General features: G+C 45.3%; 14 protein-coding genes. 5 read left to right on the forward strand and 9 right to left on the reverse strand.

Annotated features, from left to right (window positions below; translation table 11 throughout):
- Nucleotides 1-46: 46 nt before the first annotated feature.
- Nucleotides 47-1,060 (reverse strand): CorA family divalent cation transporter, encoded by a 1,014-nt coding sequence (locus FTU00_RS07125; protein WP_159122636.1) that lies wholly within the window; start codon nt 1,058-1,060, stop codon nt 47-49.
- Between the two features lie 152 nt (nt 1,061-1,212).
- Between FTU00_RS07125 and FTU00_RS07130 the strand changes: the two genes are divergently transcribed.
- The gene (locus FTU00_RS07130; RefSeq protein ID WP_034701503.1) at nt 1,213-1,803 is read left to right on the forward strand and encodes a TIGR00730 family Rossman fold protein; all 591 of its coding nucleotides are present in this window, start codon (nt 1,213-1,215) and stop codon (nt 1,801-1,803) included.
- A 28-nt stretch (nt 1,804-1,831) separates the two neighbouring features.
- Nucleotides 1,832-2,233, forward strand: coding sequence for an NUDIX domain-containing protein (locus tag FTU00_RS07135; RefSeq protein WP_180179422.1), 402 nt, complete (start codon nt 1,832-1,834; stop codon nt 2,231-2,233).
- A gap of 1 nt (nt 2,234) precedes the next feature.
- On the opposite strand, the gene FTU00_RS07140 is transcribed toward FTU00_RS07135, so the two are convergent.
- Entirely contained in the window at nt 2,235-2,870 is a 636-nt protein-coding gene (locus FTU00_RS07140) for a ComF family protein (protein ID WP_180179423.1), read from the reverse strand.
- Nucleotides 2,857-4,902 carry an ATP-dependent DNA helicase RecG gene (gene recG, locus FTU00_RS07145; protein WP_180179424.1) on the reverse strand — a complete coding sequence of 682 codons (2,046 nt, stop codon included), beginning with the start codon at nt 4,900-4,902 and terminating at the stop codon, nt 2,857-2,859. The genes FTU00_RS07140 and recG overlap by 14 nt, the downstream gene beginning before the upstream one ends.
- A gap of 33 nt (nt 4,903-4,935) precedes the next feature.
- On the opposite strand from recG, the gene FTU00_RS07150 reads away from it, so the two are divergent.
- Entirely contained in the window at nt 4,936-5,748 is an 813-nt protein-coding gene (locus FTU00_RS07150; RefSeq protein ID WP_180047863.1) for an NAD-dependent epimerase/dehydratase family protein, read from the forward strand.
- Nucleotides 5,749-5,925: 177 nt separating this feature from the next.
- Here FTU00_RS07150 and plsB read toward each other — a convergent pair whose 3' ends face one another.
- The gene (gene plsB, locus FTU00_RS07155; protein WP_180179425.1) at nt 5,926-8,493 is read right to left on the reverse strand and encodes a glycerol-3-phosphate 1-O-acyltransferase PlsB; all 2,568 of its coding nucleotides are present in this window, start codon (nt 8,491-8,493) and stop codon (nt 5,926-5,928) included.
- 282 nt (nt 8,494-8,775) lie between these two features.
- On the opposite strand from plsB, the gene FTU00_RS07160 reads away from it, so the two are divergent.
- On the forward strand, nt 8,776-9,648 hold the full coding sequence (locus FTU00_RS07160; RefSeq protein ID WP_004786947.1) for an acyl-CoA thioesterase II: 873 nt from the start codon (nt 8,776-8,778) through the stop codon (nt 9,646-9,648).
- Between the two features lie 143 nt (nt 9,649-9,791).
- Nucleotides 9,792-11,030 carry a dicarboxylate/amino acid:cation symporter gene (locus FTU00_RS07165; RefSeq protein ID WP_004786945.1) on the forward strand — a complete coding sequence of 413 codons (1,239 nt, stop codon included), beginning with the start codon at nt 9,792-9,794 and terminating at the stop codon, nt 11,028-11,030.
- On the opposite strand, the gene FTU00_RS07170 is transcribed toward FTU00_RS07165, so the two are convergent.
- The 5 genes from FTU00_RS07170 to hmpA all read right to left on the reverse strand — a co-directional run bounded on the left by FTU00_RS07170 (nt 11,027) and on the right by hmpA (nt 15,355).
- Complete coding sequence (locus tag FTU00_RS07170; protein ID WP_180047867.1) at nt 11,027-11,461, reverse strand: VOC family protein; 435 nt, start codon at nt 11,459-11,461, stop codon at nt 11,027-11,029. The genes FTU00_RS07165 and FTU00_RS07170 overlap by 4 nt on opposite strands.
- A 97-nt stretch (nt 11,462-11,558) precedes the next feature.
- Entirely contained in the window at nt 11,559-12,503 is a 945-nt protein-coding gene (locus FTU00_RS07175) for a metal-dependent hydrolase (protein ID WP_180047869.1), read from the reverse strand.
- A 102-nt stretch (nt 12,504-12,605) separates the two neighbouring features.
- The gene (yihA, locus tag FTU00_RS07180; protein WP_166135543.1) at nt 12,606-13,523 is read right to left on the reverse strand and encodes a ribosome biogenesis GTP-binding protein YihA/YsxC; all 918 of its coding nucleotides are present in this window, start codon (nt 13,521-13,523) and stop codon (nt 12,606-12,608) included.
- A 93-nt stretch (nt 13,524-13,616) separates the two neighbouring features.
- Nucleotides 13,617-14,057: an Rrf2 family transcriptional regulator gene (locus FTU00_RS07185; protein ID WP_004786937.1), complete on the reverse strand. Its 441-nt coding sequence runs from the start codon at nt 14,055-14,057 to the stop codon at nt 13,617-13,619.
- Between the two features lie 89 nt (nt 14,058-14,146).
- The gene (gene hmpA, locus FTU00_RS07190) at nt 14,147-15,355 is read right to left on the reverse strand and encodes an NO-inducible flavohemoprotein (RefSeq protein ID WP_004786935.1); all 1,209 of its coding nucleotides are present in this window, start codon (nt 15,353-15,355) and stop codon (nt 14,147-14,149) included.
- Nucleotides 15,356-15,503: the final 148 nt, after the last annotated feature.

Below are 15,503 nucleotides of genomic sequence, written 5' to 3' on the forward strand. Positions count from 1 at the left end.
GAGCGTTTCTTGCACTTCGCTTTAAAAGCAGTGCTTTAAAGCTCGCTCAAATCCACTTCTTCCATCTAAAGTAAATCAATGGCCCTATCAGGAAGCCCATAATAATAATGTTCACCATCACAAAGCTCATCGAACCTTGAGCGAAAGGCAAGACATCAGTGTTCATCCCGTAAATACTGGCAATCAGCATGGGTGGCGCAAGCATACTCGGTAAAATCGAGAAGCGACGGATCGTATCATTCTGTTCAGTGTTAATGAATCCGGACGTGGTATCCAGCAAGAAGCGGACTTTCTGGAACAGGAAGGCATCATGCTCGACCAGTGAGCGGACGTCTTCACTGAGTTCTCGAATATCCGCATCATAAATATGACTGCCTAAGGCACGTGGACGTGACAGGAAGGTAAGTACACGGCGTAAATCGATCAGACAGAGCTGAGCTTTCCCGAGCATATCTTCCAGTTGGGCCAGACGGGTAATCATGTCGTCCAGATCCAGGATCTGTTCACGATGCCGGTTATTCAGAACTTCAGTTGAGTATTTTTCCAGATCCTTATGTACATCTTCCAGAATATCGGCCAACTCATCCAGTTTGGCCTCGAGCAAACCCAGCAAAATCCAGGTTGGATCTTTATAGTCAATATCATAATCATTGCGACGCGCACGGGCACGAAAGGCCCGGAAAGCTACTAGCTTTTCACCACGCAGGGTAAAGAGCCGGTCTTTATGTAAAATGAAAGCGACTGTCTGAACTGTCGCGAGGATGCTGGCATCATCCTCATGTTCACTTTCGACCTGATAATTTTTATTTTTCGTTAAGAAATAGGTACTGATGTGCAAAATACCGTCATCATCACGGTAAAATCGGGCACTCGAAGAAATATCTTCCAGAGATTTTAAAGTGGGCAGGTTTTGCTCATAGGCATCCAGAATCCATTGCTGTTCTTCCTGTGAAGGCGCAATTAAGTCTATCCAAACCAGTTCCGGATGCAGGTCGAAATCACCATTGATGGTGGCATCTTCTAGGCTACCGCGCTCTGTGGCGTAAAAGGCTTCAAGCATGCTGTCTTTTCTCCCTTGCGCAGTATGTTAATCTAAATGCGTGTATTTTAGACAAGGAATTGAATAAAAACACTGATTGTGCAGTTATTTTTGAAAAAAAACTCTCAGGCGCTGCCTGCGTACTATATACCGGCAATGCAATGGTGAAAATGATGAATTCTATCGCAATTTTCTGTGGCTCAGCGCTAGGTTCTGAACCTGGTTATAAACAAATTGCTGAAAAGGTAGGTCAAACCCTGGCAAAAAGACAGCAAACACTGATTTATGGTGGTGGTCGTTCCGGATTGATGGGCATTGTAGCGGATAGTGCCTTAGCTGCAGGGGGCGAGGTCATTGGTGTCATTCCAAGACCCTTGGTGAATCGTGAACTGGCACATCCACATATTACCAAGCTGTATGTGGTCGATAATATGCATGAGCGTAAGACCAAAATGTCAGAACTCTCCGATGGTTTTATTGCCATTCCGGGTGGGGCGGGAACGCTCGAGGAAATTTTTGAGCAATGGACTTGGGCTCAGCTCGGGATTCATAAAAAACCTTGTGCTTTTCTCAATGTCGATGGCTTTTATGATGATTTGCTTAAATTTATTCAGATGACCACGGACAAGGGTTTTACCAAGCCACGTTTTACTGAATCCCTGATCGTGAGTGATGACTTCGAAGAAATTTTACAGAAATTTCAAGACTACCAGCCGCCTGAAGCAAAATGGGGTATGGTCGATCAGGAAGATCTCGTAAAATAAGTGTTTTCCACTTGATCGTTCCGAATTCATGAAAATTATTACCGTCGCAGCTGCCATTATTTTGAATTCAGATCAGCAGCTGCTGGTGGTTCGTAAGAAAAATACTGACTGTTTTATGCAAGTGGGTGGCAAGCTGGAACCGGATGAAACACCTGAACGCACCATGCTACGTGAAATTCAGGAAGAAATTGGCTGTCAGGCTGAGATTCAGCAATTTATCGGGCGTTTTGAAACTCAACCTGCCAATGAACCGGATCATCAACTGGTCAGTTATGTTTATCTGATGCAATTAGATGGGGAACCACATATTGAAGCTGAGATTGCCGAGATGAAATGGGTGGACCTGAATCAGAAAGATGTGAAACTTGCACCATTGACTACAGAAATTGTCATACCTTGGGTTAAAAAGAACTTATTGGTACAAGCCTGATTTAAAGTTTGGCTCCTGCTAGACAGGCGGCGTAAATCTGCTGGCAGCCCAGTTTTTCCAGTTGCTGGCTTAAAGCTCGAATTGAGCTGCCAGTCGTAACCACATCATCAATAATTAAAACCTTACGATAACGAACTTTTGAAGAGGTAGTGACTCTGAACTGGGCCTCAATATCTTCGATACGTTCCAGACGGCTTAAACCTTTTTGTGAATGTTGCTTAAGCCTTTCAATGGGCTGCCAGACGGGAATTTGTAAATGTTTAGCTACATGCTTGGCCAGTAACAGAGATTGATTATAGCCACGTTCAACTAGCCGTTCTGTTGAAATCGGCATAGGCACCACTGCACTGACTTTAGGAAATTTTAAGGTCAGTAATGCACCCGCCAATAAAGGTTCCAGATGCAGCTTTTGCTCATATTTAAATAATTGAATCAGGCGATCCATTGGGTAGGCGTAGTCACACGCCACTTGAAACTGCATTTCCTGACGCTGAATAGTCTGATGTGCCCAAGGTAACTGTTGCCAGCAATCCTGACAGACGGAATACAGGTTTTGATAATCTGTCTGGCATAGTTGACAAGGCTGTAAACGATTCAGCCAGTGTTTTGCCTGTTGGAGCAGCTTAAACATAGGCATAGCGTGGAGCCTCGGGTAGCCAGCGTTTTAATAAGGCATCCGCCTGTTTCGGATAATCTTTTAGCATCTGCTGGGCGACATAATGGGCCTGATTCAGCAAGTGATCATCACGTTCCAGCTTGGCTACACGGAAACCCATATCACCAGTCTGTTTGGTTCCTAATAATTCACCCGGACCACGTAATTCCAGGTCTTTCTCGGCAATGATAAAACCATCATTGGTTTCGCGCATGATGCGCAGACGTTCCTGACCATTTTGTGACAATGGATTTTTATAGAGCAGGGCACAGAAACTGGCTTTGGCACCACGACCCACCCGACCACGCAGCTGATGTAGTTGTGACAGGCCAAGCCGTTCGGCATTTTCAATCACCATAATCGAAGCATTCGGGACATCAACACCGACTTCGATCACAGTTGTAGCAATGAGTAGCTGCAGTTTATTGTCTTTGAATTCCTGCATGACTGCCTGTTTTTCATCGGCTTTCATTTTGCCATGTACCAGACCGATATTCAGTTCAGGGAAGCGTTCCTTGATCTCGGCAAAGGTTGCTTCTGCGGCTTGAGCATCCAGAGTTTCCGACTGTTCCACCAAAGTACAGACCCAATAAGCCTGTTTACCTTCAGCACAATTCGTGGCAATCCGTTGCAGAACCTCTTCGCGACGATCCAGCGGAATGGTCACAGTCTGGATCGGAGTACGACCCGGTGGCAATTCATCAATAATCGAAGTATCCAGATCGCCATACGCCGACATGGCAAGCGTGCGTGGAATCGGGGTCGCGGTCATGACCAGTTGATGCGGTGACATACCATCCAAGCCTTTATTTCTCAAGGCTAAGCGTTGATCGACCCCAAAACGATGCTGCTCATCAATAATCACTAAGCCCAGTTTGGCGAACTCGACATTTTCCTGAAACAGGGCATGTGTGCCCACCACCAGATGCGCGCTGCCATCACGGATTACTTGTTCTGCTGCTACACGCGCTTTACCTTTCTGCTTGCCGGAAAGCCAGGCAACATTTAAACCGAGTGGTTCGAACCAGCGCTTGAAGTTGAGGTAATGCTGTTCGGCCAGAATTTCAGTTGGCGCCATCAGTGCGACTTGCCAGCCCTCTTCGAGGGCATGACAAGCTGCTACACCGGCAACCAAGGTTTTTCCTGCACCCACGTCACCCTGCACTAGACGCAGCATCGGTTTATTCTGTTTCAGGTCTATGGCAATTTCTTTGGATACTCGTTTTTGCGCACCGGTCATTTCGAAAGGCAAACCGGCCAAAAGCTGTTTGGCATAGGTTTTACTCGGGGAAAATGAAGGGGCTTCAATCTGCTGAATAAAGGCACGCCGGGTCAGTAAACTGATTTGATGCGCCACCAGTTCCTCAAAAATCAGACGCTGCTGTGCCGGATGTGAGCCTTGAGTGAGCTGCAACATATTGGCATCCAGCGGTGGATGATGAATATATTCCAGTGCTTGCTTTAGGCCATAACCATTGCTAAATTTTTGTGGTAACAGCTCAGGCAAATCATCGCTATGCAGCTCTAGTGCCTGTTTAATATATTCCCGTAACTTGGATTGAGTTAGTCCTTCGGTTGCCGGATAGATGGAGGTGAGTTGAGTATGAGGAAGAGGCGTATGTTCAGTAATGACTTGTAGCTCTGGGTGATACATTTCCAGACCACGGGCACCAACTCGCACTTCACCGAAGACTCTTAAACGGTTACCGAGCTTACAGCGATCGGTAATGCCCTTATAAATATGATAAAAGCGCAAAGTTATCTTGCCAGAGTCATCATCCAGTAACACCGCCATGGACTTACGTTTACCGGGAGGGAAATCGACCCCTTTCACGACACCTTCCAGCAAATAGCTGCGTCCCACTGTCAATTGATTCATGGGAATGATCGTGCTACGGTCTTCATAGTCACGTGGTAGATGAAAAAGCAAATCATCAGTATTAAAGATATTTAGTTTTTCGAGTAAAGCAGCGGCGGCATTGCCAACGCCTTGTAACTGATGGACTGCAGCCATGTCCCCTCAACCAGGTCTGTGATTCGGTGTCGAATGCATATTTTATTTATTGGTTATGGTAAAACATCCGAGCGGGTAGCTAAACAATTATTTGAGCAAGGTCATCAAATTAGCACAATTAGCCAAAGTCCCAAAACAGATTCATTCGCAACTCATCTGATTCAGGATGTGCATACTCTAGATTTAAGTGCAGTCGCTTCGATTGATTGGGTCTATGTGTTACTTAGCCCAAAACTGAGGGGGGTCGAAGCCTATCAGCACATTTATCTGGATTCGGTTCAGCCAATCATTACTGCCTTGAAATCCCATCCGGTAAAAAGAATGGTGGTGGTTTCATCAACCCGGGTTTATGGACAGAATGCAGGTGAAAGCGTGGATGATGAAACTGAAATTCATCCGAATGATGCTCAAGGTGAAATTCTGCATCACATGGAACAGGCGTATCTCGCGGCTTATCCTGATCAATGTACCATTATCCGCCCAAGTGGGATTTATGGGACTTCTGTGGCACGTATGCAGAAAATGGCAACCTCAATGATCAGTTATCCAAATCTGCACTGGTCGAATCGTATTCATATTGAAGACTTATCACGTTTTCTAGCTCATATGATTCACGTGGAACATCCTGATTCTTCATATATTTTGACTAATAATCAGCCACAACTTTTGCATGAAGTCTTGCAATGGTTTCAGCAGCAGATGGGTTTATTTATATTGAAAGTGGAAAGTGACAGGGTGACGGGTAAAAAGCTGTATGCCACAAGAATGGAAAAGATAGGCTTTGAGTTAGAGCATCAGGATTGTTTTCAGGATTATTTAGAGTTGATGAATAAGACTGATTTATAAATTTGGAAGTTCCTCCTCCCTCTGGGAGGAGGTTAGGAGGAGGTTTTTTTTAAAATCACCTCTCCCTTGCGCAGCAGTGCTGCTCATCTCCTAAAAGGAGAGGGAATATTTATCATTTTTATTAATTCTCAAGCAAAAAAAGAGAGGCCAAAACCTCTCTTTTTCTTTAAGTAAACTTTACTTTTTCTTGCGTTTCGCACGTTTCTTGGCTTGTTCAGCCGCAACTGCATCTAGTGCTTCTTTCAACTCTTCATCGGTAAAGGAGGTGATGTGATGCAGCATTTGCAGCTTCACTTCATCCAGTACCAGATCTGCATACTGCGCAACATTGGTCAGCTGCTCATCATAGACAATGGCATTGTCTTCGTTGGTACAAATATAGCCTTTTTGCGTCAGAACTTTGATAAAGCTTTGGAACAAGGCCTTGTCAAAGAATTCTGGCGAGTTGAATTCATACAGTACAGAAAGACGTTGCCCCACCAGATGACTCAGCTCTTCCACCTGACGGGTTGAAATATTGCCTGGGCCACGCTGGGTGATCAAAGCCAGTGTCATGTAATAGCGTTCCAGACTTTGGGTCACTGGAGCAGCCAGAACTTCAAGCTGGTGATGCGCTTCAGTATTCGGTGCTGGCGCTACCAGATTTTCACCATCTGCACTGATCAGATTGGTTGCAAGTAAAGCATCGATATAAGCATCAACATGTTGCTGAATTTCGCCTTCTTTCCATTTCAGGAATAGCTCAGCTTTCAGGAATGGATAGAGTGTACTGCTAGCGTTGATCGCATCTTCACGGCGAATCATGCCATTGTGTTCTACCAGTGCCGCAATCAGGGACGGCAATACAAAGCTATGCACGATGTTATTACGGAAATAAGTCAGCAATACGGCCTGATTATCTTCAATGGCAATGATATCGCCCAGAACGTGTTTCACCCGTTTAATCAGCTTGAGCTTCATTGCATAGGCAATAATCTCTTTACCTGAAAGTGAGGTAATTTGCATACGCTCATCATAAGGTAAAGCCACCAGCAGATTACGGTAGGTATCCAGCTGCTTGATACAGATTTCTTCGTCCAGCGTATGTTTCGGTGTTGCCAATAAAATAAGTGACAGCAGTGAAACCGGATTCACCACGACTGCACGGTTGATATTTTCCAGAATGGCTTGGGCAGAACTGTTGACTGCGTCGGATACTGGCTGCGGAATCGGATCATCATTCTTTTCAATTTTGATATGTTCTGCACCATGCTGTTTCAGGATGTCATCCAGAAATACCGGTTCACCGAAGTTCAGATGGACCTTGCCAAAAATACGTTCAATTTTGCGCAAGGTTTTCAGGATGCCAAAAATAGATTCTGCTTCTTTCGGCTTGCCATTCATCTCACCGACATAAGTACCACCTTCCATCAGGCGTTCATAGCCGATATAAGTCGGAACAAAGACAATTGGCTTAGCTTTGCCACGTAAATGACCATGTACGGTCATCGCCAGCATGCCGGTTTTTGGTGGCAGCAGACGACCAGTACGTGAACGACCACCTTCGATAAAGTATTCCAGTGGAGTATTACGCGACAGCACGCTATACAGATATTCTTTAAATACGGTGGTATAGAGTGCATTACCGCGGAAGGTACGACGGATAAAGAAAGCACCACCACCCCGTAAGATCTGACCCACAAATGGCATGTTCAGGTTATCGCCTGCCGCAATATAAGGCACCATCAGACCACGACGATAAATCACATAAGACAATAATAAATAGTCGATATGACTGCGGTGACATGGCGTATAGACAATTTCATAATCTTTGGCCAGTTCACGCACGGTACTGAAATTATGTACTTCCACGCCGTCATAGAGCTGGGTCCATAAACGGGTCAGGGCTTTATCGGCGAAACGTACGGTAGAGTGAGAGTAGTCCGATACAATTTCATTCAGATAGCCAATCGCACGACGTTCTGCTTCCAGCATACTGATTTTGCTGCGGATGCTTTCATTACGAATAGCCGCCTGTACATCCGGAGATTTAATCAGGCCATGCATCACATTACGGCGGTCTGACAGGTCAGGGCCGAGGATCACTTCACGCTGTGCATCCAAATAGTCATTCAGACGGCTGACAATATAGGTCGCTGGCGCTGAATTTGGATAAGTTTCTTTGGCAAATTCCATGAGGGCGCGCAAAGATTGTGGCTCATGAAACTCCAGATAAGACTGGCGACCATGCAGACCGATATTGACCAGCTGTTTGACCCGGCTTGGCGTAGACCAGGTATCGGTAAATAAAAGCTTGAACCAAGAATCTTCTTTTTCAGGATCACGACCCCAAAGTACAGTCACCGGTACCAGTTCCACATCCAGTTCGGGGTTTTTTTCTAGGACTTCAATCAGGCGTAACAGGCGTGGAGGAAAAGCATGTGGTGGTGAGCTAAGCAGATTATTCTCATCATGATGCTGCAGGAACAGCACCGAAGCCTTTTCCTTGCTGTCACCAATCTGTAGAGGGTCAAGCGCGGGCGGCATGTTTAAACGGCGAGTTTCCGCATCGACCACCAATGCATTACTGCGTGAATGATTCTGCAAGATATAGCAGACGATTTTCTGCTGCGCTGCCGGAGTCTGGTCAGCAGTAGGAGCTGTCACTTCACTTGGTACTTCCCCAAGAACATGCGGGGTGACCACAAGATCAAGTAGCTTACTTGAAAGCTTGCGATATATTTGACCAAAGCCACTCTTGGACATAGTTACTCCTAATTTTACTGACCAAAACTACAGAATTTCTGAGGGAATTTATTTTGATTGATTATAAAAACAAACAATATGTCATTTTCTGACAAATTCAATCGAAGTGGTTCAATTTTAGCGCGAAAGCAGATGTTTTTCCTAGTAAGTTGCAAGATCAGTTGACAGAACAGTCAATCAATCTTTAGAAGATTGATTGGATTTTATGGCAGAATATTCAGAATAAATTGTATAGATTTATTTCTACACTTCTGGATCTTGCCAATATCACACAGGTTGCTTATGAATGCCTTAACACAGGAACTGGTCGAGCTGCTCAGTTTAGAAAAGTTAGAAGAAAATATTTTCCGGGGAATTAGCCGTAATCTGGTAGGCAAGCGCGTATTTGGTGGGCAGGTTCTGGGACAGGCTCTGCGTGCTGCGTCTTATACCACAGATCGTCCTGCGCATTCACTGCATGCCTATTTCCTGTTTGGTGGCGATGTCAATGCACCGATCATTTATGAAGTGGATCGTATCCGTGATGGAAAAAGCTTTGTCAGCCGTCAGGTTCGTGCCATTCAGCATGGCCGTACTATCTTCATGTGTATGGTTTCCTTTGCGCATCAGGAAGAAGGTCTGAACTATCAGATTTCAGAACCTGAGTATCCACCAGCAGAAAGCCTGAAAAATGAAGCAGAGCTCACCCGGCAGATTATTGAATTTATTCCGGAAAATGTGCGTGCTTCTTTCATGCGTGACCGTCATGTCGAAATTCGCCCTGTAATGCCAGTGAATCCATTCCAGCCGCAACCGGAAGCGCCAAATTATGCGCACTATATTCGTACTCATGGAAAGATTGCTGCAGAAGTGGATGAGATTTCCCTGCATCAGGCGATTGCTGCTTTCTATTCGGACTTTACCCTAATGACCACAGCGCTGCGTCCGCATGGTTTAAGTTATCTGTCTCCAAGCTTGCAATGTGCCAGTATTGATCATGCCATGTATTTCCATAAACCATTCCGGGTAGATGAATGGATGTTATACGACATGGATGCTACTCAAAGTGCCAGTTCACGTGGTCTGAACTTTGGCCGCATGTGGCAAAATGGTGAGCTGGTCTGCAGTACCACACAAGAAGGCCTGATCCGTTTACGTGAAATTGAAACCCAGTAAAGCATACTTTTAATTTAAATAAAGCCGGATCCCAGATCCGGCTTTATACATTTTTAAGCACGGCTCTTTATAAAAAATTACTCGATTCTCCAGCACTTGCATGGCATAGTGCCCTTAAGATCAATATTAAAAATGCATGTGAAATGAGCTTAAATACGCAGATTTTAATTGCCGCCGTATTGGGGGTACTGTTTGGATTTTTACTGACTTTATTTCCGCAAAGCACATTTTTTGATGTCGGCCTGTACGGGATTGGAATTGCCAGCAGCCTTTTTATTGGCCTGCTGAAAATGATTTTGATTCCCCTGATTTTTACCTCAATTGTGGTTGGGGTCTCTAATCTGCAGGCGGGGGGGCAGCTGAGTCGAACCTGGAAAATTACTTTGCTGTGCTGTGTGACCACCACCTCATTGGCACTGATTTTAGGGCTAACCTGTGCGCATCTGTTTAATGTGGGGAGAGGTGTGGATGTGGTGATGTTTCAGGATGCTATGGCTCAGCATCAGACTCCTGATACTTTAACGCCGTCGTCTTTCTTTACTAATTTTATTCAGAATACCCTGATCAATCCCTTTAAGGCCTTTGCTGATGGCAATGTTTTGGCTGTTGTGATTTTTGCTCTGTTTATCGGTGTGGCGCTGGTCGCAGGTGGAGACAGCTTCCGTACTGTGCGTAAGCTGAGTCACCAGTTTTTTGACATCATGATGTTGATGATTGGCTGGATCATGAAACTGGCACCGATTGGGATTTTTGCATTACTCGCCAAGTTAATTGCCACTGAAGATATTTCAGTGCTGAGCCGTCTGGCCGAGTTTGCGGCAGTGGTGACAGGCACTACAATTTTCCACGGAATAGTGGTGTTGCCGTTATTGCTATGGATCTTCGGAAAAATGAATCCGCTGACCTTTTTTAAAGGCACCCGTAGTGCATTAATTACTGCCTTTGCCACCAGCTCCAGTTCGGCAACCATGCCGATTTCTTTAAAATGCGCGCAGGAAAATCTGGGCGTACGTCCGCAAACAGCTGGTTTTGTGATTCCTCTTGGCACGCAGCTGAATATGGATGGAACGGCACTTTATGAAGCTGCAGCAGCTTTGTTTATTGCCAATTTGATGGGACTGGATTTAACCTTAGGTCAGCAGCTGGTGGTTTGTGCCACGGCAATGATTGCGTCATTAGGTGCACCGGGCATTCCAAGCGCCGGCATGGTCACCATGATCATGGTACTGCAATCAGTGGGTTTACCTGCTGAAGCGATTGCGATTCTACTTCCGATTGACCGTCTGCTGGATACCGTACGTACAGTAGTAAACGTGCAGGGCGATATGATGATTAGTGTGGTGGTAGATCGACATACCCGCGAGCCTGAAGTGCCGGTTTAATCTTTGTCTAATTCAGCTTTATCTAAGTCCGGATTCCAGACAATTTCCCAGAGATGACCATTGGGATCCTGAAAATAACCTGCATATCCGCCATAAAAAGTCGTGTGTGCAGGTTTAATAATTTTAGCGCCGGCACGTTCAGCCTGTGCCATTGCCTGGTCGACTTCTAAGGGACTATAGACATTATGCCCCAGAGTCATTTGCGTCGGACAGATTGGGCTTGGCTTCAGACCGGTATCTTGCTGGATACTACGCTGTGGCCATAAGGCAAGCTTAAGACCAGGTTGTAATTGAATAAAAGCCACCGCGCCATATTCAAACTCTTCACCCATAATTCCTTCACTGGGAAAACCCAGTCCATCACGGTAAAAGCGTAGTGAAGCTTCCAGATCGAGCACACCGAGGGTAATCACAGAAATCCGTGCTTGCATAAGTCCCTCCTGATTATGATTGTTATATTTCTATCTTAGGACAAATAAAAAGCAGGGAAGCGATCCCTGCTGTTAGAAATTGTAATAACAGGCAAGCTTAAGCGACTTTGAGAGTAGCGCGTTTGGCTGCCTGTGAATGGTTGAGATAATGCAGCGCATCATCGGTACCGCCTTCATGCACCGGATCATACCAAGGCATTAAATAACCGAGCTGTTGGGATACTAACCACAGCGGGTTAGGCAGAAGGCGGTTATCTGACTGGGAAATACGCAACCATTCTTTCCAGATCCAGGGTTTATATACGGCTGGCTTATACTGCTTGAAACGTGAATCCTGCGATAACAGATGTGCAGCACCATCCACCCAAAGGCCAATTACACCAATAATGACCACCACACTTAGATAATAACGGGCAATATAGCCGCCACCTAGGTGACGATATAAATCAAAAGCCACACTACGATGTTCAATTTCTTCAGCACCATGCCATTTCACCAGATCCAGCATATTCGGATCAGCACCCAGACGTTCCCATTCAGTATTGTAGAGTGCGTATTTACCCAGGACACAGGTCATGTGTTCTATCGTCGCAATGATACCGAGACGGAACAGATCCCATTGGTGTTCTAAGATTTTAGGAATTTTGAGACCGAATGGATGATCGGCTAGGAGCTTGTTAAATAGGAAATGCATGATGTGCAGATTGCGCTGGATATCAATCTGACGTTCAGATAAATATTCTTTATTGGCCGAATTATGCGCTTGGGCATGCATGGCTTCCTGACGGATAAATGCCTGCACATCATGCTTTAATTTTTCGTCAGTGATCTGGGGGAGGACTTTGTTATATAAACGGCAGAACCAGAGTTCACCCGCGGGCAGAATATTGTTAATTTCATTGACGAAGTAACTGGCAAAGGGCTGATCAGGAATCCAGTCGACTGGAGTGTCTTGCCATTCAAAGCTGACTTTGCGAGGCTGGATAAAATAGGAAATGGAAGAGCCAATTCTTGTTGTTTTGAAGCGCGAAAGTAAAGACATGGTGTGAATCCATCACTGCTTGATCAAGACAGTATGAAAAAAATATCCCGAATTGCGGCAGGCAATACGGGACATTCTTTTATCCGATGAAACACATTCGGCTTATTTTTGTGGATCCTGTTCGACAATCTTTGTTGGATCGGCTTCCACAGGTGCATCCAGATCATTCAGTTCACTGGCAGTGACTTCATGAGCGCTGTTGGTCTCATCTTCATCTTCTAATAATTCAATTGGTTCATCAGCTTCGTTTAAATCATGCATTGAAGCTTCAGGAATGCTGTCCAGATCAAATTCAGGTGCTTGATTCAAAGTGAAGTTCAAACGCCCGCCCATCACACTGGCCAGTTCTTCCAGACCTTGCTTGTTTAGAGAAGAAAACAGTTGAATCGAGAAATCCAGCTTCATCTTTTTCAGTTTGGCTTTCACTTCTTGTAGCGCTTTCGAAGCAGGGCCACGGTTCAGCTTGTCGGCTTTGGTCAGCAGCACATGTACGAATAATTTACGTGAATACGCCCATTCCAGCATCATCACATCAAAGTGTTGTAGCGGATGACGGATATCCATCAGCAACACCAGACCTTGCAGGCTCTTGCGGTGAATCAGATAGTTTTCCAGTTCTTTCTGCCAGACAATTTTCATGGCTTCTGGGACCGCTGCATAGCCATAACCCGGTAAATCGACCAGACGCTGATCCGGATTGCCAAGGCTAAAGAAGTTGATCATCTGGGTACGGCCTGGTTTTTTGGACGCACGGGCCAACTGTTTCTGATTGGTCAGGGCATTGATGGCACTCGATTTACCCGCATTGGAACGGCCAGCAAAAGCCACCTCATAACCGGTATCTTCTACACACAAGCTGAGCTTGGGTGCACTCATCAGGAACTCAGCTTTGCGTAACCAGTTGAGGGCTTGTACCGAATATTCAGTAATGGCTGGATCGACCTTTTTTTCATAGCTGATCTTTTGCTTTGGGGCATTTGATGCCTTACTGTTTTTCGACTTTCCTCTGCTGTGATGCATGGCTCAACTTCAATGACTAATTATACAAGAAGCTATTATAAAGGAAGTCGGGCGGGCAAGCGAACTTTAGAATTGCCCAATAGAATAAGGGTATTAGAGATTGATCAGGCTAATTGGTGACTGGATACTAAAATGTTCCTTGGTCGGTTCAACGACATCACCCAGAATATATTGATCCAGACTGGTGTAGAACTGCTCCACAGCCTGATCCAGAATGCCTTTTAATCCGCAATTGGTACGTAATACACAGGGTGGATCATTACATTCCACAATCTGGTTGTCACGTTGCAGAATACGCACAATCTGTCCTAGCTGAACTTTCAGGGCAGCCGGATTAAGACGGATTCCACCGCCTTTACCGCGAGAGGTAATGAGCCAGTCCTGTTTCGCCATAAAGTAGGCAATTTTCATGGCATGGTTCTGTGAAATCTGTAAGCGCTCCGCCAGCTCGGCAATCGTATAAGGCAGATCGCGGGGTTGTGCAACATACATCAGTATGCGCAGCGCATAGTCAGTAAATTTATTCAGTTGCATGATAATACTGATGTTTTTGATGAAAAAAATTAGGGTTAGTCTAGCATACCAGGCTAACCCTCTGTTTTTATTTTAAGCTGAAGAAGCAGTTAGTGGCGTACACCACCTGTGCCAAAGGCTTCGCTATGAATGTTCTCAGCAGGAATTCCGCGAGCGACAAGCGCCTTTTGCTGTTCAGCCATAAATGGCATTGGGCCACAGAGATAGTAGTCTGCATTGGCTGGTAATAATGCGCTATCTACAGTGCTTAAGTCCAGTCGACCGGCAACATCATAATCCTCGCCCAGTTTATCGCTTGGGTGCGGGAATTCATAAGCAGTCATTGTGCTTAAACGTGGATATTTGGCTTTCAGGTCATGAATATGCTGTTTCATCGCATGAACCTGTTTGCTACGGCAGGCATGGATGAAAGTCACAGGTTGTGGCATGTCCAGAGTCACCAGCTGGTTTAGCATGGCCACCATTGGAGTCAGGCCTACACCGCCACTGATAAACACATTACGTTTGTTCGGATCGATCAGGTAGAAGTTACCTGTCGGTGCAGAGACTTCAATTTCTGAACCTTCTGGCAGGCTATGTAAAGTATTCGATACCCAACCTGGAACCATGTCGCCTTTCTGGTCTTCACGTTTCACCGAGATACGCAGGTAGTCTGCTTGTGGGCAAGTCGACAGGGTATATTGGCGTGGTTGTCTCAGATTTAACTCAGGTACAAACACACGTACAGAGATATATTGGCCAGCTTCATATTTCGGTAATGGACCGCCGTCGACTGGAGCCAGGTAGAAGGAAGTGATTTCATCACTTTCCACGACTTTCTTGGCAATCTTGAAGTTGCGCCAGCCTAACCAGCTGCCTTTAGTCTGTTCATGCTGGTCGTAAATCGCTTTTTCAGTTGCAATGAACAGATCCGCCAGTTGACCGTACGCTGCAGCCCAAGCATCAATCAGTGGATCATCCATCGAAATGTTCAGCACTTCACTGATCGAATGCAACAGGTTTTCCCCAACAATACCGTAATCCGGTGCCTTAATGTTTAAGCTCACGTGTTTATGTGCGATCAGCTCAACCACGGGTAACAGCACAGATGGATCTTCGATATTTTCAGCATAAGCCAGAACCGCACCTGCCAAGGCTTGTGCTTGAGCTCCACTGCGTTGATGTCCCATGTTAAAGGTTTCTTTCAAATCAGGATTATTGCCTAGCATGCGGTTATAGAAATAACCGGTCAGGGCAACCCCATTTTCACGAAGTACAGGAACAGTGGCTTTTACAAGGTCAATTTGCTGTGGAGTCATAGCTGATCTCTCATGGCTGTTATTTATAAGATGTATTTAGAATACATCTTATAAAATGCTTTTACAATATAGTAAAAGCATAAAACCATAAAAAAATTATGGGATATAAAAATATCCCATAAAAATGATGTTTTCGATCGGAGAAAGG

The sequence above is a fragment of the Acinetobacter sp. YH12041 genome, from assembly GCF_013419975.1.
GTDB lineage: Bacteria > Pseudomonadota > Gammaproteobacteria > Pseudomonadales > Moraxellaceae > Acinetobacter.

What these genes read in the sequence shown, in the direction of transcription:
- FTU00_RS07175 (WP_180047869.1), bottom strand. Translation starts at nt 12,503, where the DNA reads ATGTCTTTACTTTCGCGCTTCAAAACAACAAGAATTGGCTCTTCCATT.
- recG (WP_180179424.1), bottom strand. Translation starts at nt 4,902, where the DNA reads ATGGCTGCAGTCCATCAGTTACAAGGCGTTGGCAATGCCGCCGCTGCT.
- FTU00_RS07160 (WP_004786947.1), top strand. Translation starts at nt 8,776, where the DNA reads ATGAATGCCTTAACACAGGAACTGGTCGAGCTGCTCAGTTTAGAAAAG.
- FTU00_RS07150 (WP_180047863.1), top strand. Translation starts at nt 4,936, where the DNA reads ATGCATATTTTATTTATTGGTTATGGTAAAACATCCGAGCGGGTAGCT.
- plsB (WP_180179425.1), bottom strand. Translation starts at nt 8,493, where the DNA reads ATGTCCAAGAGTGGCTTTGGTCAAATATATCGCAAGCTTTCAAGTAAG.
- FTU00_RS07135 (WP_180179422.1), top strand. Translation starts at nt 1,832, where the DNA reads ATGAAAATTATTACCGTCGCAGCTGCCATTATTTTGAATTCAGATCAG.
- FTU00_RS07125 (WP_159122636.1), bottom strand. Translation starts at nt 1,060, where the DNA reads ATGCTTGAAGCCTTTTACGCCACAGAGCGCGGTAGCCTAGAAGATGCC.
- FTU00_RS07185 (WP_004786937.1), bottom strand. Translation starts at nt 14,057, where the DNA reads ATGCAACTGAATAAATTTACTGACTATGCGCTGCGCATACTGATGTAT.
- FTU00_RS07140 (WP_180179423.1), bottom strand. Translation starts at nt 2,870, where the DNA reads ATGCCTATGTTTAAGCTGCTCCAACAGGCAAAACACTGGCTGAATCGT.
- FTU00_RS07130 (WP_034701503.1), top strand. Translation starts at nt 1,213, where the DNA reads ATGAATTCTATCGCAATTTTCTGTGGCTCAGCGCTAGGTTCTGAACCT.
- yihA (WP_166135543.1), bottom strand. Translation starts at nt 13,523, where the DNA reads ATGCATCACAGCAGAGGAAAGTCGAAAAACAGTAAGGCATCAAATGCC.
- hmpA (WP_004786935.1), bottom strand. Translation starts at nt 15,355, where the DNA reads ATGACTCCACAGCAAATTGACCTTGTAAAAGCCACTGTTCCTGTACTT.
- FTU00_RS07165 (WP_004786945.1), top strand. Translation starts at nt 9,792, where the DNA reads ATGAGCTTAAATACGCAGATTTTAATTGCCGCCGTATTGGGGGTACTG.
- FTU00_RS07170 (WP_180047867.1), bottom strand. Translation starts at nt 11,461, where the DNA reads ATGCAAGCACGGATTTCTGTGATTACCCTCGGTGTGCTCGATCTGGAA.